Genomic DNA, 16877 nt, shown 5'->3' with positions numbered 1-16877 from the left:
AGCAAAGACGGATCGCCGGCGCTCTCGATGCGAGAGCGGCTGCCGGCGATCCGTTCTCTGGGGGTCAGGCGGGGAATCGCACGCCGACCAGCCGCTCGGAGGCCTCCCAGAGCCTACGGGCGTCGTCCATGCTGCGCAGCGGAGCCCACAGCTCCTGCTGCGCGGCAGCGCCGCGGAGGTTGCCACGTCCGTCGGGGCCGTAGAACTGGCCGCCCTGCGAGTCCGGGCCGGTCGCGGCGAGCAGCGCGGGCAGAGCGGCGGTGTCGGCGGTCCCGACGAGGACGCCCATGCGGGAGAACGTGCGGATCAGGCGGACCGAGCCGGTGTCCTTCTGCCGTCCCATGCCGGGCTGTGCGGACAGCAGGTTTGTGGGGGAGATGCCGGGGTGGGAGAGGTTGCTGGTGATGCCCCACCCCGCCGCCGCGCTGCGCGCGTCGAGCTCGCGGGCGAACAGGCCGACGGCGATCTTCGACTGGCTGTAGGCCTTGCGCACGTCGTAGCTGCGCTCCCAGTTCAGGTCACCCCAGTTGATCGCACCGCTTCGGGCGGCAACGCTCGTCTGGTGCGTGACCCGGGCCCTGCCCGCGCGAAGCAGCGGCAGCAGCCCCGTGGTGAGGGCGAAGTGGCCGAGGTGGTTGGTGCCGAACTGCAGCTCGAAGCCGTCCTTGGTGACCTGTCGGCTCGGCGGGGTCATCACACCGGCGTTGTTGATGAGGATGTTGATCGGGCGGCCTTCGCCCACAAGCTGTTCCGCGAGGGCGGCCACCGAGTCGAGCGAGGCCAGGTCGAGGACCCGGGTGGAGACCTGCGCACCCGGGACGCGGCTGCGGATGTGGTCGGCGGCCTTCTCGCCCTTGGCCGGGTTGCGGACCGGCATGACCACCTCCGCACCGGCTTCGGCGAGACAGGCGGTGATGACCAGCCCGATCCCGTCGCTCGCACCGGTGATGACGGCGAGCATTCCGGACAGGCCAGGGATGGCGATGTCGATGGTCCGAGTCATGGGCGGTCCCCTTCGTGCTGCGGCGAATCGGCCGCGGGTCGGCGTGTGAGTCCATGCTCGAACCGCGCCGTCTGTGGATTCAGGGCCCACGGGTCCGCGGATCGCCGATCCGCCTCTCGGTAGCGGCCGCGTGCCTACGCCGAACCCACCCCATCGCCACGATGCCGACCAGCCGGCCCGCGGCGGCCTTGCTCACGGAGCAGAACCCGAGCTCCGGCTACAGACTGACCGCGGTGTTCGATCCGATGTTGATGATTCAGCCGCGGCGGCTCCCGGCATGATGAGCGCCATGACGAACAGCGCACACCTGCACCTGGACCAGATCCCCGGCTACGAAGGCGGCCCCCTCGCCCACCTTCACCGTCCCGGTCACCGCAGGCCGCCTGCACATCGTCTACCGCAACCTTGAAGGAGACGCGGGCACCGACTACCTCCTGCACCACCCCGACTGGGACCGCGCCGAACTGCTCGCCAGCGATGACGGCCACTTTATGGGCCCGGGTCTTTCCTGGGCCGAGCTGGCATCAGCTGCCGACAACGGCTCGGCCGGTGGCTCCACCACCGATCCCCACAGTCGTCTACTGCTCCTGCTGCCCGCATTCGGAGACACAGCGATACCCGCCACGGCCGCCGAGCGCCTGGCGTCCGCGCTGCACGCCCGAACCGCCGTCGAGGACCCCGAACAACTCGCGGTAGCTCTACTCGAAGCCCAAGGTCCCTGTGGCCCCACGCACTGGACCACATCCAGAGACGGCCAGCAGATCAACGACGGTTTCTACTCGTTCCGCAACCCCACCAACGGCTTCGCCCTGTCGGCGGACCGCCTCGCCCGGGTGACCGCAGCACTGGCTCCCTGATCCAAGCCGCCCTGGTTGGATCACCCCGAGACTGATGATTTGAGGGTGCGGGGTGGCTCAGCCGAAGCCGTGGGAAGTTGATGACGAGCTATGGGAGATTGAGCCACTGCTACCCAAGGTCGAGCGTCGGACCCGGCACCCAGGGTCGTGGTGCCGGTGCGGGGAAAGGTCGGTCGGCCCCGGCGCCGCCCGGACACGGTGCTGGGCGACCGCGGCTACGACCACGACAAGTACCGTCGGCTGACCTGGGATCTCGGCGTGAAGCCGCTGATCGCCCGCCGCGGCGCCGAGCACGGCCCGGGGCTCGGCGCTCAGCGCTGGGTCGTCGCGCCTGCGTTCGCCTACCTGCACTGGTTTCGCCGCCCGCGCATCCGCTGGGAGATCCGCGACGAAATCAACGAGGCATTCCTCACCCTCGGATGCGCACTCATCTGCTGGCGACGCCTGCAGTCGTTGCGGCAGTAGTCGTCAGCGCTCGTGAAAGCAGTCGGGGCCAGGGTTCTGTGTGTTGGCGATCACGTGATCGAGCCGGTCGCGCACAGCGAGCAGGTTGGCGATCTGCTGCTCGATGCGAACGCGTTGGGCTTCCATTTCCTCCAGGAGTTTCGGGGGTACTTCACCCGCGTCCAGGCACTGCAGCACTTGGCGGACCACTCTGCTCGGGAGGCCCGCGGCATACAGCTGCTGGATGAGCCAGACCTGGGGGACAGCTTTGTCGGAGTAGTGCCGCTGGCCTCCGGGGCTGCGGTCCGCCTGGAGCAGATCCTGTTCTTCGTAGTAGCGCAGAGCCCGGACGCTCACTCCTGCCTTGTCTGCGACCTCACCGATGCGCACCAGTCCTCCTCTGCCCCAGGCGGCCCGCCCGACTTGCACCTGACGTTGACGTGAGGTTTTAGCGTAGTCGACGTCGGCGTTCGTCGGCATCCATCGCAGCGATCCCAAGAAACGGCCGGCCGCGGCCGTGTGGAAAGGCAGCACATCATGCGCGCAGTCCGCTATCACGAGTACGGCGGTGTGGAGACCCTTGTGGTCGAGCAGGTGCCGGACCCACATCCCGGGCCGGGCGAGATCCGCATCCACGTCGCGGCAGCCGGCGTCAATCCCGTCGACTGGAAGGTGCGCTCCGGTGCGGTGCGTGAGGTGTTCCCCGTGGACCTGCCCGCGATCCCCGGGCGTGAGGCCGTCGGCGTGGTCGACGAGATCGGTGAGGGCGTGCACGGGGTGAGCATCGGCGACCGTGTCTTCGGGCTGGGCGGCGTCACGGGCGCGACAGCGGAGCTGGCCGTGCTCTCGGCCTGGGCCCACGCGCCCACCACATGGACCGATCAGGAAGCCGCCGGCGCCGCACTGGCATCCGTGACCGCGATGGGCGGGCTGAAGGCGCTCGGTCCCCTGCGGGGGCGCACCCTGCTCATCGAGGGCGCCGCCGGAGGCGTGGGCAGCGCCGCCGTCGAGATCGCGGTGGCCCGGGGCGCAACCGTGATCGGGACGGCCAGCGAGCGCAACCACGAGTTCCTCACCTCCCTCGGAGCCGTTGCGACCACCTACGGAACCGGTCTCGCCGAGCGCCTTGCCGCCCTGGCTCCCGACGGCGTCGACATCGCGCTCGACACCGCGGCTTCCGGGTCCCTGACCGATCTCCTCGCGATCGTCGGTGACCCCGCTCGCGTGTCGACGGTCGCCGACCACATCAACGCGCAACGACTGGGCGTGCTGGTGGCCAACGCGGAGAACGACTCCACGCTCCTCGCCGAAGCAGGCGAACTCGGCCGCCAGGGCCGCTACACACCGCGCATCGAGCGAACCTACCCGCTCGAACGGATCGCGGAAGCGCACACCTACGCCGAACGCGGACACACGCGGGGGAAAATCGTGATCTGCATCTGAGACCGCCCCACCGTTCAGGGCTTCCCGCAGCTTTGGCCGCAGCTTTGGCCGCGGGAAGCCCGCCTCTTCGGAATATCGATCCAACCGCCTCGGAGATCATTTCGTTGGGAGTTCTTAGGAGCTGGAGCGGCGGCAACGGCCTTTCGGGCCGTGGAGTTCAGGACTGTGCAGCGCTGTGAAGGGGGGATCGGCAAGCCGTGGATGTGGAGACGCATGGGCGGTAGGAATAACTCGATAACGAGGGAGACAACGTATGGTGATCGATCGGACCGGGCTGGCCGAGTTTCTCCGGCGCCGCCGGAAATCGCTGCAACCCGAAGACGTCGGCCTCCCGCGCGGACAACGCCGCCGAACCGACGGGCTGCGGCGGGAAGAGGCGGCGGCGCTCTGCCACATGTCGACCGACTACTACGCACGACTCGAACGGGAACGCGGACCCCGGCCATCGGAGCAGATGATCGCCTCCATCGCGCAGGGACTTCACCTCTCCCTCGATGAGCGTGATCACCTGTTCCGCCTCGCCGGGCACAACCCACCCACCCGCGGCGCGGCCAGTGAGCACGTCAGCCCCGGCCTGTTGCGCATCTTCGACCGCCTGCACGACACTCCCGCGGAGATCGTCACCGAACTCGGGGAGACGCTCCGACAAACCGCACTCGGTGTCGCGCTCACCGGTGACACCACCGGCTACACCGGGCCGGCCCGCAGCATCGGCTACCGGTGGTTCACCGACCCCGCCACGCGGCAGCTGTACGCGCCCGAAGACCATCCGTTCCTCACACGTATGTTCGCCTCAGGCCTGCGCCAGATCCTCACCCTCCGCGGTCCTGGTTCCCGGGCGGCCCACCTCGCCGACCTGCTCCTCGCCCACAGCGAAGAGTTCCGGACGGTGTGGAACGACCACGAGGTCGGCGTCAGCCCCGACGATGGGAAACGCTTCATCCACCCCGAGCTCGGCACACTCGACCTGAACTGCCAGCGGCTGGTCGACCCGGTCCAGTCCCATTCGCTGCTCGTCTACACCGCGATTCCCGGCAGTGAGAGCTACGAGAAACTGCAGCTGCTGTCCGTCATCGGAACACAGCCGCTTCGCTGACGCCCGCGATGGGACCTGCGCGGCGGGCACCTCCCATATGCCGCGTGCTGTACTCGAGGTCGGTCCGGATCCGTTACCAGGCACATAGCTCAACGACTTGGTTCCCATGACACCCTTGAACTCGTCGAGGCTGCGGCGATGCCTGGGCTGACGCGCGCGAAGCGTGTCGATCCCTGCGGTCTGATGCCGAATCGCTGCTCAGCACTTTCGCCGGACCTGATGAAGTCGCGCTGAGCGACATACATTCCTGTGCCGTGCAGCGCCCCACCGGACGGAGTTGTGTCGGCCACGGACGGACCGTCCGGCTGAGGGGCCGGCTTACTCAGGTAGGGCTGAGTATGCGCGCTCATGTCCGGCCAATCGTCGCGCGGCGAGAATCGGTGCAGCGGCGCCGTCGAGTGGCGCCGACCCGATCCAGTGCTGAGACAGTTTCGGAGGATCCCATGTCCCGACGTGTTGCTCTGGCCGTTGCCGCCGGTGTCGTTTCCCTCGGTGGTGCCGCGGCTGGTGCCTTCGCTCTCGCTCACGCCGGGGAGCAGACTCCGACGCTGGCACACAGCACTGCCCGCTACACCGCTCCCGACGGGGACCGCGACGGCTCGCTGACCTTCGTCACCGATGTCACGGCGCCCTCCGGTGTCAAGAGCGTGAAGGTGCTGGCCTGGCCGCAGAACTCGTCCCTTGCCGAGAAGAGTCTGACCGCCAAGGACATGGCCGCCGCGCAGCCGGCCGCCTGCAGGCCCTCCGGGCAGGACACCGTGCGCTGCACCTACACCGCCGAGGTCAGCACTGCCGACGCCGAGTCGTCCCCGCGTGGTGCCTGGCACGTCGCCGTCCTGGCCACCGCGCAGGACGGCACCACGACCTTGGACACCGAGGCGGCCGACTTCACCGTCCGGTGACCCGGACGCCCACGTCGCGAACCGGCCAACGTCCTCGCCGGGTCGGCTTCCCGATGTCTGCCCGGCACACACACGTCTGCCCGACATTCACGGAGCTGCGGATCAACAGGGAGGAAGGCGTGACGCGTGTCAAGGGCCACCATGCTTGAGCCAAGGACGTCTTCGTACCTCGCCGATCGGCTGCGCCGGCGTCGCTGCCAGGTGACTACGGGATGGCGCGGACCCCGCTGCTCATCCACAACTCCTATCTGCTCGCCTTACGCAGCAGGGCTGCAACGCGGATAGCGGTCTTCTCACCTGCTTGCTGCTTGATCAGGCCTTCCTTGGCAGCTGCACGCAGCCGGACTTCCGAGCTGTTCTCCCCGGCATGCGACACCAGCGCAGTCACGGCTACCGGATTCATCCCGCCGGTACCGCCGCTCGCAACGACACGGATGGCCTCTTCGTCCCTGCCAGGGCCAACTTGCGTGGTCTCGACTGCTCGCCCTATTTGATTGAGCACCCTTGAGACACGCTCCGCGGCGTCGTTGAACGGCAAGGGGATGACGAGGTCGATCTCATGGACGTTTTTTCTCATCAGCATGGCTACAAGCCGGACCAAGCGACCGCTGCCGCCACCCACAGCACCCAAAGCAGCGAGCTCATCCGCAAGGATCTGGTCTTCACTCTGGTCCACGCGCCCCCCATTACGGCTCGGTCGCCCTATGGTTCGCCACAGGCGTCTCGAACAAGTTCAGTTATCCCCGCAGAGCATCATGCTGACGCATCCCGGGCAAGCACTCGTCGACACCGTCCTTCACTCTTGACCGGAGAGGCAACTTGACTTCTCAGCCCCCTGAGATGTCTTGACCAGGCGCGGGTCGCGCTTCTGTGAGGGGCACCGTCGGCCTGTATTCCGGCCGTACAGAAGCGGTTTGGAGCCAACCAGCGGGAAACGCCCGGACACGCTGGGTGGTTGAGGCTACAAGGGATCCTGGACGCTCTTGCCTGACGGGGAGGGACTGGCCAGGTAGTACTGACAATCAACGTGGCAGTTCTGCCGGCGGTCGTCATCTTCCTACGGCTCCGTCGGCGAACGGAGGCCCGGAGCCGGTCCGACGAGAAGATGACCGTGGTCATTGTGCTGGTGTTCGGTGTACTGATCGCCCCGACAGCGTTCGGCCAGGGAGTCCTGAATGTCGTGACCCAGCTTGCACAGGGCATCTCGCAGACGGGGACGCCGTGAGCCCGTCTGCCAGACACCCGGCCCTGGCGGCCAGCCCGACCACGAGACAGACCAGCATCAGGCAAGCCCGGGTGAGCTCTTACCGCCGGCACCGGCGTTCCTACTGCTGATAAGGGTTGTCCCGTAAAAATCTTTGAGTCGTGCCGACCTACCCGGCGAGGGCGAGGTTGTGCATCCAGGCGATGCCGAGTATGGCGTGGTGGACACCGTCGCCTTCGAGGCGGCAGTCGCGGAGAATCTTCCAGGCCTTCATACGAGCGAAGACATGCTCGACGCGGGCCCGAACCTGCTTGTGGGACTTGTTGTGGTCCTCTTTCCCGGCCGGGAGCTTGGTCTGGCCGCGCTCGCGGCGGTGCGGGATGACGAGTCCGGTGCCCGGGTAGCCGCCGTCGGCGATGGTGAGGGTCTTGCCGACGGCAGCCTTGGCGCCGGACTCCTCCCACGCCTTGCAGTCGTTGCGGTTCCCGGCGAGCGGCCGGCCGACCACGACGACCATGCGGGTGTCAGCATCGATGACGACCTGGTGGTTGGTGGAGTACCGGCAGTTCTTCGAACGTTCGGCGATGGTGTGGTCGCGGGTGGGGATCAGGGTGCCGTCCATAATGAGCACGCTGTCCTTGGCGAACCGCTTGCGGGGCCGGAGCGTGAGCAGGGGTCCGAGGTGGTTGATGACTCGGCAGGCTGTCGACTTCGAGACGCCGAACAAGGGGGCGAGCTGACGCAGCGTCAAGTCGGTACGCCAATAGGCCGTGGCCAGCAGCACCCGATCCTCCAGCGGCAGACTCGACGGCCGGCCCCGGTGAACTACATCTGCCCTGTTGCGCCGCAGCGTTGTCAGCAGCTTGCCGAAGCAGCGCGGACTCAACCCGGGGAACGGGGCTATCCAGGACGGCTCCGATGCCGTGATCACACCCACCACATCGTGATCATCACTCAGGCCGGCCCAATGCCGAGACGATCTCTGCAGCTACGCTTCTTCGGGCAGTCGACAGTGAGCAAGACCGGGGGAAACCGTGAACCGACCACTGCTGTTCCTCGACGTGGACGGGCCGCTCAACCCTTACGCGGCCAAGCCGGAGAAGCGTCCCGACGGCTACACCACACTCAGAGTGCCCCTGGACAGCGAGGCCCATGAGAAGGACAGGGGCCTCTCGTCCCGGCGGCGCCCCCTGCGGGTCTGGCTCAACCCGGAGCACGGGCGATTCCTGCTCCGGCTCGGTTTTGAGCTGTGCTGGGCCACCACATGGATGGATGACGCCAACCGGTGGATCGCACCGGTGCTCGGCCTTCCGGAACTTCCCTTCGTCGACTTCGGCGACGTCCTGCTCAAAGAGCGCCCTGATGGAGTCCACTGGAAGACCGGTCCGCTGGTGGACTACGCCAACGGCCGTCCTTTCGCCTGGGTGGACGACGAACAGAGCGAGCCGGATCAGACGTACGTAACCGCCCACCATCGCGGGTCCGGGCTTCTGCACCACGTCAACCCGCGGGTCGGCCTACGTGAGAACGACTTCCGCACGCTCGCCGACTTCGCCCGATCCCTGGACACTCCACGAGCCACCGGCTGACCACATCGCCGGCTCTTCCGTACTCGGAGCCGCGATCATTGCGGGACAGCCCTGAGCACGGCCGTGCCCGGCACTCACCCCGCCCATATTTCCCCGGCTCACCACGGGCTTCCGGGACCGCGCCGGATCGTCACGACCCTCTTCTCTCCCCTTGCCCTTGAGCTGGTTGTCGGTGGTGGGGGAGACCAGCGGGTTCGGGGGCCCGGCGCCCAGCCGATGGCCGGTCGCGGGCGACGGAGACGGCGGTCGCGATGATCCGCCCGAAGCCCGACCTGGATCTGGTGGCCGGTGAACCCGCTGGTGCGGTCGCCGCCGCCCAGTTCGTCGTCGACGCCCCCGACGGGATCGGCACGATCACTCCGCAGAGCGGGAGGCTCTGCGGTCTGTGTGCGCGGACTGCGGGTAGAAGTTCACTACCTCGGTGAGCATCCACAGTGACGTGCGGCCGTGCTTCTCGGTGAAGACGGCGGTGTTCACCGCGGCGTTCTTTTCCGCCTCCTCCGGGGTCATTCCCGGCACACCCTCGAACACCTCGGTCCAGACGATCCGCTCCTCGGGAACGATCTCGTGGTACTCGCCGTGGAAGGCGATCTCGAATCCGCCGTCGGCCGTCATGACGTACCGCCACTTGCCGCCGACACGGAAGTCCATCTCGACGGTGTCCATCGTGCCGCGCTCGCCGCACCACCAGCGCTTGACCAGTTCTGGCGTGGTGCACGCGCGGTAGACCAGTCGGCGGGGCGCGTCGAAGTCCCGGGTGATGAGGATCTGGTCGTCCGCCGGCAGGGTGAGGGTCGCGGTGCTCTTGCTGTTTGAGGTCCTCGATGACGGCGTCCAGCCGGTCGAACCGTACCGACCAGAACCGCTCGTATCTCCCGACCCAGTCGTGGATCGGCTTGAGCGCCTCGGCGTTGAGCCGGTAGAGCCGGTGCCGGCCGTCCTCCCGGGCGTCCACGGCACCGACATCCCGCAGGCCGTGCAGGTGTTTGGAGACCTGCGGCTGTGTCAGCGCAAGCTCCTCGACCAGGGCGGTGACGGTGCGTTCGCCGTCGGCCAGGACGTCGAGGATCCGCCGGCGCTGCGGTTCCGCCACGGCGTTGAACGCATCTGCTGTTGTCGGGGCACGGAGCCGATGTGGGCGTATGCGAGGAGTTGACTGGCCTGGCCTCGTTCATTGTGGGCGTGGTGCTCGACGTGTGGCCCGAGGGTCAGGTCGTGGTCTTGCAGGAACGGGACCCGGGGGATGCCGTTCTGCAGCACAAGCGCGGTCGGATCCACTGTTCGCTGGGGAAGTTCAGTAGCTGGTAAGCGGTCCCGCGCATATGTGTCGGAAGACGGTGCCGTCGTCGCTCAGGGTCCCCAGGGACAGGTCGAGCACCTCAAGCTGACCGACCACCGGGGCGGATGCCACCGCGGCGGCGACTTCGTCCTGGATCTCGCTGTTGCGTAGCGCCAGGTGCCGCAGGTGGGGCAGATGGGCGCCGGAGAGGATCGGCCCCAGGTCGGCCACCTAATCAGAACGCGGACCCGTGTCCCCACATGGCCGATCGGTGTACCAGCGCCTGTGGGTGTTCCGCCAGGTACCGGCACGCCGGACAGAGCCACTACGGTTCCCACCCTCCGGCAAGTCACGTTACGTGTCGGACCTCACGAGTCAGGGGAAGCATCCTCGACGGGATTGACCACAAGGGTGGTGTGCTGGTTCTCCAGGCCTTCCACCATCACGAGCGTGCAGGCTGTCACCTTGGCCCGGTAGACGCGGCTGACCTCGAGGTCGGAACGCGGCTCGGACGAGTAGTTGTTCGGCACGAAGTCGTTGCCGCCGTTGTCCCAGCGGCTCACGTGCCGGTGGTTCATGTAGCGGATCCCGGTGTCCAGGTCGAGGATGACGGGGATCTGGAACGGCTCGCCGCGAGCGTAGGTCCGGCGTTTCTTCTCGGGCCGGGTGTCGAGGAACTCGGTCACTTCGATCACGTGGCCGACAGGTATCGCTGCGGGATAGTTGAGGCGGATCGGCACAGACATGACGTGAGCGTATCCGTGCCGTTGGCCTTTTACCGCGTATCAACTGTCTCCCGCCTTTACGGCCCTCACCTTCCCTGCCGACCTGCCCACACACGCCGTTGCAGCCCCCAGACCGACGCGCCTGCGAGGTGCCGACCGTCTGGCTTTCCGTACTCCCACGACACTCCCGCGACGGCTTGACCTCCGGACCCCAGCAAGCGGGACGACGTCCCCGGCAATCAGCTTCACCGTCCGTGAGGGTGCTCGGCCGTACGGGAGGCCGGGGCCGGGTTCGTTATCCTGCGGGCATGGGGAGGGGCATGCGGGATCCGGTGCCGCGGGTCCCGCCCGGACGGTTCCGGCGGGCGGCGCGGCTGCCGCGCGGGTACGCGTGCCCGTACGCCCGCGGGGCGCGGCCGTGAGCCCGCCCGTGGCCGCCACCGCCGTCGCCGTGGTGGCGTTCGTCGTTCTGTACGCCCTCGCGCTGCGCCGTACCGCCGGGCTCGCTGTCGCGGGATCGGCCGTCGCCGTCGCGGCGGCAGCCACGACGGGCGCCGCTGCCGGACTGCGCCCGTGGAACGTCGCGGGTACGGCCTTGGTCGCGGCCGGCGCCGCGGCCGTGGCCTGGGCGCTGGGCAGATCCCAGCGGCGGCGCCGGGCCGAACAGGCCGCCCTGGCCGCGTACCGCACCGGCGCGGCGGCCATTCCGCGGTTCGCCGCGCTCGCCGAACGGGACCGGCTCGCCGTCGAACTGCACGACGTGGCCGCGCACCGGCTGACCGCGATCGTCGTCTCCGCCGCCGCGGCCCAGCGCCTCACCGACCCGGACCTGATCGCCGACGCCCTCCGTCACGCGGCGGACGCCGGCCGGAAGGCAGTGGCGGAGCTGGACCGCCTGGCGGACCAGGGCGAAGGAACGGGCGGCCCCGCCGCGGCCGTCTCACTCGCCGACGTCGCCGCCCTGGCCACCGAGTGCGGCGCCGAACTGCACGACACCACCGACACCGTGCCCACCGTCCCCGCCGCGACGGTCGCGTACCGCGTGGTCCGCGAGGCGCTGACCAACACGGCCCGCTATGCCAGCGGCGCGGCCGTACGCGTCGCCCTCGGCAGCCGCCCCGGACTCCTCACGGTCACCGTGACGGACGACGGCGGCAGCGCCGCGGAACCGGACCTTGGCACCGGCCGTGGCCTGACCGGACTGCGCGGCACGGTCGGCGCGGCCGGCGGCACGCTCTCCTACGGGCCGACGTCCGGCGGCTGGGCCGTCCACGTCGAACTCCCCTTGCCCGGGCAGCCGTTGTGCGGGCCGGTGCCCGGCGGCCCGCGAGGCGTGGGCCTCGCGTGGCGCGGCACGGCGGCGGAGAGAGCATGCCGCTGGGTCCGGTGGCTCTGTCCCTCGACGCTGCCCGGACGCCCACTGTCCCTGTCCCGACGACCGGCTCCCGCCGCCGAGCCCATTCCGCCGTGTGGCCCGGATCAGGACGTGGCGCCCGCGTCCAGCGACACACGGGCCCCAGGCGGCGCGGCGCCCTCGCGCCGTTCGCCGCGGACTCGCCCCGCCGGGACTCGCAGCCCGCACCGGGCGGCGGGGGCGCGCTTCACCGGCCGTTTCCGCCGACGCACCTGGGCGCGGGTGAGCCCTGCCGGGGGGTTCAACCACCGCCCCTGGACCCGGTGTTGTCCTGTCGAGTCGGTCAGCCCGCGCCGCCGGGTACGGACGAGCCCAGCCGGGCCGCTCTGGCGCGGGCCCACCGCCCTCGACTGGGCCCTGGTCGTGCTCGCCGTCGCGCTCTCGCTCGGCGCGGGCCTGCTCTCCGACGACGTGCCCGACTCGTTCCGCGGCGTGCTGTCCGGCCTCCCCTTCGTCCTGCTCTCCGCCCTGCACGCCGTGCCGCTCGGCTGGCGGTCGCGCGCGCCCGGGGCGGGGCTGACCGCGGTGCTGTCGGCGCTGGTGCTGTGGTGGGGCTGCGACCAGGCGGGCTGGACCCGGCCGCCGGTCAGCGACATCTTCCTCGTGTACTGGTGGGTCGAGCTGACCTTCGTGTACAGCGCGGGCGCGTATCTGCCGCTACGGCGCGGCGTTCTGGCCCCGGCCGCGGTGGCCCCGGCCGCGGTGGCCCCGGCCGCGGTGGCCGCGACCGGCGGGTTGGCACTCGCCAGCGGCAGCGGTATCACCGGCAGCCGAGTGGCGGCCTGGGCAGCGCTGACCGCCCTGCTCGCCGTCCCCGCCTTCGCGCTCTGGGGGCTGGGGGTGCGCACCGCCCGGCTGCGGGAGCGCCACAGGGCCGCCACGGCCCGGAGCCGGGAACTGCTCGCGCGGGACGCCGACGCCGCCGTACGCCACCAGCGCCGCGTGATCGCCGCGGGCCTGCTGCGCACCGCGCAGCGGCACACGTGTGACGTGGTCACTGCGGCCGACGCCGGACGGCTCGACACCGTCCTCGCCGAAGCACGGGCCGGCCTCGCCGCGCTCAGAGAACTGCTCACGAACCTGCGCGGCGAGGGCACCGACGGCAGGGGCCAGGGCGGCGACGACACCTACGGTCACGCGCCGCCGCCCACGGTCGCCGGCATCTCCGCGCTGGCCGCCCGCTACGGCGCCACCGTCAGCTACCGGGGACCGCGCGCCGCCGAGCCCGTCGTCGTCGGCGTGGCCGCGTACCGCGTCGCCGCGATGCTGCTGGCCGAGGGCGTCACCCTGACCGTGCTGCGCGGCGCCGCGGGCGTCGAGGTGTCGGGACCGCTGCCCGCCGCGCCCGGCACGCGGCGGCACGTACGGGCGGTGGCCGACGCCATGGGCGGTACGCTCACCCGGACCGACGACGCGGTACGCGTATGGCTCCCGGAGGTGTTCCCATCACGATCAGGGTGACCGTCGCCGACGACCAGGCAGTCGTACGCGCCGGAATCGTGGCGATCCTCGACGCCGAACCGGGTTTGTCCGTCGTCGGACAGGCGGCCGACGGCGAGTCCGCCGTCGCGCGCGTGCTCGAACTGCGGCCGGACGTCGCCCTGATGGACATCAGGATGCCGGGCGACGGCGGGCTGGCCGCCACCGCCCGGATCACCGCGGACGCCCCCGGCACCCGCGTCGTCGTCCTGACCACCTTCGACCTCGACGAGTACGTGTTCGCCGCGCTGCGGGCCGGAGCTGTCGGCTTCCTGCTCAAGGACGCCGAGCCGGAGCGGGTCATCGACGCGGTGCGCGTCGCCGCCCGCGGTGCCGCGCTGCTCGACCCCGTGGTGACCCGCCGGCTGATCGAGCGGTATGCCACCGGTGACGTCCCCGCCGACGCCGCCCGGCCGCGGCAGCTCACCCCGCGCGAGACCGAGGTCCTTCGGCATGTGGCCCGTGGGCTGACCAACGCAGAGATTGCCGCCGAACTCGGCATCAGCCCGGCCACCGTAAAGGACCACGTCGCGGTGGTCCTCGCCAAACTCCGCGTCCGCGACCGCGTACAGGCGACGATCGCCGCGTACGAGACCGGCCTTGTACGCCCCGGGGTGCGCTGAAGCATCGGCCGGGAGTGCAGGGGCGGTGCGCTACGGCATGGTCGGCGGGTGGAGCGAGGTCCACCGGAGCCTGGGGGACAAGGTGTCGGCCCGCTCACTCACCCGTCCAACACAGGATGCCGGCGCCCGGGACTCCCGGCGCCGGACCCTGGGGAATCTCCCGCCGTCCTCCCCGAGGGGGTGGTGACCCCCGCCGTACGGCGGGGGTCACCACCCCCTCCACCTGCGGATTTCGCCGCCCGACGGTCATCCGGCGGCCTGACGACCGGGCCCCGCACCCGCGCCTAGCCTCGCGGTCATGGCACTCAGGTCTTCCCCGTTCGGTCCGTTTCCCCCGCTCGCCCGTCGCATATGCGGCGGCCTTCTGCTCGCCGTCACCGTGGCGCTGACACCGGCCGCCGCGGCGGCCGGGTTCGTCGCAGCGGCGTTCGCGACCGCGAGCGTCCCGCTGCTCGTGGCCACGGGTCTCGCCGTCGCCGCGGCGGTCGCCGCACTGCTCGGCGGCGCGGCGTTCAGCTTGCTCGGTAAGGGCGGCCTGCGGGCCACGGCCACCCTCACGGGCGTTCTGCTCCTCGGCGTCTCGGCCCTGGCCGCCGCCACGGTCTTCCACTCGATGCCGACTCCGGCCGCGGGCCCGGTCCCGTCCGACGTCCGCTTCTGGAACCTGCCGACCGGCTCCCGTATCGCCTACGTCCACACGGCCGCCGTCGGCACGCCCCGGCCGACCCCCGTCATCTTCCTGCACGGCGGCCCCGGCACCCCCGGGGAGGGCATCCCCACCGGCGGGCGGGAACTGGCCGCGAACGGTTTCGACGTCTACTCCTACGACCAGGTCGGCGCGGGCCGTTCCACCCGGCTGTCCGACATCACCGGCTACACCGTCGCCCGTCAGGTCGCCGACCTCGATGCGATCCGCCGGCTCCTCGGCGCGGACCGGATCGTCCTGGTCGGCCAGTCGTGGGGCGGCTCCCTGGCCGCCCAGTACCTGCGGGCGCACGCCTCACACGTGGCGAAGGCGGTCTTCGCGTCGCCGGGTGCCCTGTGGGGCCGGGAGTATCCCGGAGCCAAGGCCGGTGAACCCTGGGACGACCTGACGCCGGCCCAGCGTTCCCGGCGCGACGACCTGGACAGCAGGCCCCGACTGATCGCCGCGAGCCTGCTCCTCGGCGTCAACCCGCGCGCCGCGCACGCCCTGGCCGGCGACCGCGAACTCGACCACTGGATGCACGAGGTGGCTCTTCTCGGCAAGGACACCACGTCGTGCGCGGGGGCGGCGCCCACCGAGGCGCACAGCAACCCGCAGGGCTTCTACAACAACCAGATGACCGTCAAGGACTTCGAACAGCTCCCCGACCCGCGTCCCGTGCTGCGCAAGGTGCATGTCCCGTCGCTGATCCTGCGCGGCCAGTGCGACTTCGTCAAACCCGAGGTCACCCAGGAGTACCGCCAGACCCTGCCGGACTCCCGGCTGGTCCACGTCCAGGGCGCGGGGTACGCCATCGCGCATGCGCAGCCGCGCCTGTACACCGCGCTCCTGCGGGCTTTCCTGCTGGACAAACCGCTCCCGGCGCCGGAGTCCTGATCCCCGGGCACGCTCTCCGGTCACCGCAGAGTACGCAGACACGACGCGATCTCTCGGTGTGGAGTGGGTGGTGGTGAGATTTGGTGGCTGCCGATGTGCAGGGGCACCTCCCGCCTCAACTTATCCACGGGATTTGACAGTGACTCGGTGTTTGATAGCCGTGATTCAAATCAAGTTGCGGGTAACCTCTGGATCTCCTGCAAGAGAATCATGCCGACCAAGGAGCGTTTGCATGGAAGGTTCACGTCCTTTCACCCGTCGTATCAGCCGGAGATCTTTATTAGCAACGGCTGTCGTCGCACCTCTCGTCGGCACAGCGTTGATCGCGCCGCCCGCATCGGGTGCCGTAGCGGACTCGCCGGTACTGCAGATCATGACGTACAACCTCGAGGGTCGGGGCACCGCCGGGCCAAGCTGGAAGAACCGCAGGCCGGTCGAGCGTGCGATGTTGCGGCAGGCACAGCCGCAGATCGTGAACACTCAAGAAGGCGACTACACGCAGGTGAAGCAGGTTGCCGCCGACCTCGGTGAGAACTACGACTGGATCGGTAAGGGCCAAAACGGCGGCCACAAGGGGATTATCAACGCAATCTTCTTCGACAAGCGCCGTCTGAAGGTCCTCGGGCACAACACGTTCTGGCTCTCAGCCACACCCACCAAGGTCGGCTCGAACACGTGGGGTGCGAAGCACATCCGCACCGCCACCTGGATCCACTTCCAGGACAAGCAAGACAGCGGCCGCGACTTCTACGTCCTCAACACCCACTTCGACAACGGAAAGGGACAGCACGCCGACGGCGTACGTCTGAAGAGTGCCAACCTCGTTGGCAAGTGGATCGCCAAACTCCCCGCCGCCAAACCAGTTCTGGTGTCCGGCGACTTCAACTCCCCCGCGGAGAAGACTCAGGTATACACCAGACTGCTCAACCGCAGCGGACTTGTCGACACCTGGAAGACTGCCGCCACACGCGCCAATGAGTACGGCACGCACACAGGGCACAAGGCACTCAAACCGAACGGCGACCGTATCGACTGGATCCTCTCCGATCCAAAGGTCACGACCGATCACACGGAGACCAACATCTTCTCCAAGGACGGCCTGACCCCCAGCGATCATCTACCCGTGCAGGCATGGGTCCATCTGCGACAAGCGGGGCCGTTCGGCTGACTGCGGCTCAGCAGAGGTGTGGGGCATCTACCAGCGAGGGTGGCCAAGAGGTGAAGGACCTCGGGTCCG

General features: G+C 69.4%; 17 protein-coding genes and 2 pseudogenes. 11 read left to right on the top strand and 8 right to left on the bottom strand.

Features of this window, described 5'->3' with window-relative positions; translation table 11 throughout:
• Positions 1–64: 64 nt before the first annotated feature.
• A complete protein-coding gene (locus CTZ28_RS28255) occupies positions 65–1003 on the bottom strand; it encodes an SDR family oxidoreductase (RefSeq protein ID WP_121892529.1) in 939 nt (312 codons plus the stop codon).
• 491 nt (positions 1004–1494) lie between these two features.
• Between CTZ28_RS28255 and CTZ28_RS47775 the strand changes: the two genes are divergently transcribed.
• Positions 1495–1860 carry a hypothetical protein gene (locus CTZ28_RS47775; protein WP_220795415.1) on the top strand — a complete coding sequence of 122 codons (366 nt, stop codon included), beginning with the start codon at positions 1495–1497 and terminating at the stop codon, positions 1858–1860.
• 198 nt (positions 1861–2058) lie between these two features.
• A complete protein-coding gene (locus tag CTZ28_RS28245; protein WP_183154622.1) occupies positions 2059–2325 on the top strand; it encodes a hypothetical protein in 267 nt (88 codons plus the stop codon).
• A gap of 3 nt (positions 2326–2328) precedes the next feature.
• Here the strand turns inward: CTZ28_RS28245 and CTZ28_RS28240 are convergent, their stop codons facing one another.
• Positions 2329–2694 carry a MerR family transcriptional regulator gene (locus CTZ28_RS28240; protein WP_121892528.1) on the bottom strand — a complete coding sequence of 122 codons (366 nt, stop codon included), beginning with the start codon at positions 2692–2694 and terminating at the stop codon, positions 2329–2331.
• A 147-nt stretch (positions 2695–2841) separates the two neighbouring features.
• Between CTZ28_RS28240 and CTZ28_RS28235 the strand changes: the two genes are divergently transcribed.
• From CTZ28_RS28235 to CTZ28_RS28225, 3 genes are all read left to right on the top strand, one after another.
• Positions 2842–3747, top strand: coding sequence for an NADP-dependent oxidoreductase (locus CTZ28_RS28235; RefSeq protein ID WP_121892527.1), 906 nt, complete (start codon positions 2842–2844; stop codon positions 3745–3747).
• Positions 3748–4000: 253 nt separating this feature from the next.
• Positions 4001–4843 (top strand): helix-turn-helix transcriptional regulator, encoded by an 843-nt coding sequence (locus CTZ28_RS28230; RefSeq protein ID WP_220795414.1) that lies wholly within the window; start codon positions 4001–4003, stop codon positions 4841–4843.
• Positions 4844–5286: 443 nt separating this feature from the next.
• Positions 5287–5745, top strand: coding sequence for a DUF5707 domain-containing protein (locus CTZ28_RS28225; RefSeq protein WP_121892526.1), 459 nt, complete (start codon positions 5287–5289; stop codon positions 5743–5745).
• Between the two features lie 244 nt (positions 5746–5989).
• Here CTZ28_RS28225 and CTZ28_RS28220 read toward each other — a convergent pair whose 3' ends face one another.
• Positions 5990–6421 (bottom strand): hypothetical protein, encoded by a 432-nt coding sequence (locus CTZ28_RS28220; RefSeq protein WP_121892525.1) that lies wholly within the window; start codon positions 6419–6421, stop codon positions 5990–5992.
• A 339-nt stretch (positions 6422–6760) separates the two neighbouring features.
• Here CTZ28_RS28220 and CTZ28_RS28215 point away from each other — a divergent pair, with 339 nt between their 5' ends.
• Positions 6761–6970: a hypothetical protein gene (locus CTZ28_RS28215; protein ID WP_121892524.1), complete on the top strand. Its 210-nt coding sequence runs from the start codon at positions 6761–6763 to the stop codon at positions 6968–6970.
• A 148-nt stretch (positions 6971–7118) separates the two neighbouring features.
• Here CTZ28_RS28215 and CTZ28_RS28210 read toward each other — a convergent pair whose 3' ends face one another.
• Entirely contained in the window at positions 7119–7889 is a 771-nt protein-coding gene (locus CTZ28_RS28210) for a transposase (protein WP_121892523.1), read from the bottom strand.
• A gap of 94 nt (positions 7890–7983) precedes the next feature.
• On the opposite strand from CTZ28_RS28210, the gene CTZ28_RS28205 reads away from it, so the two are divergent.
• Complete coding sequence (locus tag CTZ28_RS28205; protein ID WP_121892522.1) at positions 7984–8538, top strand: hypothetical protein; 555 nt, start codon at positions 7984–7986, stop codon at positions 8536–8538.
• A gap of 354 nt (positions 8539–8892) precedes the next feature.
• Here CTZ28_RS28205 and CTZ28_RS48705 read toward each other — a convergent pair whose 3' ends face one another.
• From CTZ28_RS48705 to CTZ28_RS28185, 4 genes and pseudogenes are all read right to left on the bottom strand, one after another.
• Complete coding sequence (locus CTZ28_RS48705; protein ID WP_259471843.1) at positions 8893–9504, bottom strand: SRPBCC domain-containing protein; 612 nt, start codon at positions 9502–9504, stop codon at positions 8893–8895.
• Positions 9488–9631 (bottom strand): annotated as a pseudogene (locus tag CTZ28_RS48700) (ArsR/SmtB family transcription factor); the annotation flags it as partial. The pseudogene CTZ28_RS48700 and the gene CTZ28_RS48705, both read right to left, overlap by 17 nt.
• 246 nt (positions 9632–9877) lie before the next feature.
• Positions 9878–10048, bottom strand: a pseudogene (locus tag CTZ28_RS28190) (STM4015 family protein); the annotation flags it as partial.
• 137 nt (positions 10049–10185) lie between these two features.
• Positions 10186–10563, bottom strand: coding sequence for a hypothetical protein (locus CTZ28_RS28185; RefSeq protein WP_121892521.1), 378 nt, complete (start codon positions 10561–10563; stop codon positions 10186–10188).
• Between the two features lie 397 nt (positions 10564–10960).
• Here CTZ28_RS28185 and CTZ28_RS28180 point away from each other — a divergent pair, with 397 nt between their 5' ends.
• The 4 genes from CTZ28_RS28180 (at position 10961) to CTZ28_RS28165 (ending at position 16808) form a co-directional block, all read left to right on the top strand.
• Positions 10961–13417, top strand: a complete 2457-nt coding sequence (locus CTZ28_RS28180) for a sensor histidine kinase (protein ID WP_147481207.1) — start codon at positions 10961–10963, stop codon at positions 13415–13417.
• Positions 13381–14058 carry a response regulator gene (locus CTZ28_RS28175; RefSeq protein WP_183154621.1) on the top strand — a complete coding sequence of 226 codons (678 nt, stop codon included), beginning with the start codon at positions 13381–13383 and terminating at the stop codon, positions 14056–14058. Before CTZ28_RS28180 ends, CTZ28_RS28175 begins: the two co-directional genes overlap by 37 nt.
• A gap of 298 nt (positions 14059–14356) precedes the next feature.
• Positions 14357–15640 (top strand): alpha/beta fold hydrolase, encoded by a 1284-nt coding sequence (locus CTZ28_RS28170; RefSeq protein ID WP_121892519.1) that lies wholly within the window; start codon positions 14357–14359, stop codon positions 15638–15640.
• A gap of 232 nt (positions 15641–15872) precedes the next feature.
• On the top strand, positions 15873–16808 hold the full coding sequence (locus tag CTZ28_RS28165) for an endonuclease/exonuclease/phosphatase family protein (RefSeq protein WP_121892518.1): 936 nt from the start codon (positions 15873–15875) through the stop codon (positions 16806–16808).
• The last annotated feature ends 69 nt before the right edge of the window (positions 16809–16877 follow it).

This window comes from Streptomyces shenzhenensis (assembly GCF_003688995.1).
Classification (GTDB): Bacteria; Actinomycetota; Actinomycetes; order Streptomycetales; family Streptomycetaceae; genus Streptomyces; species Streptomyces shenzhenensis_A.
This window is presented reverse-complemented; position numbering and strand designations above follow the sequence as displayed.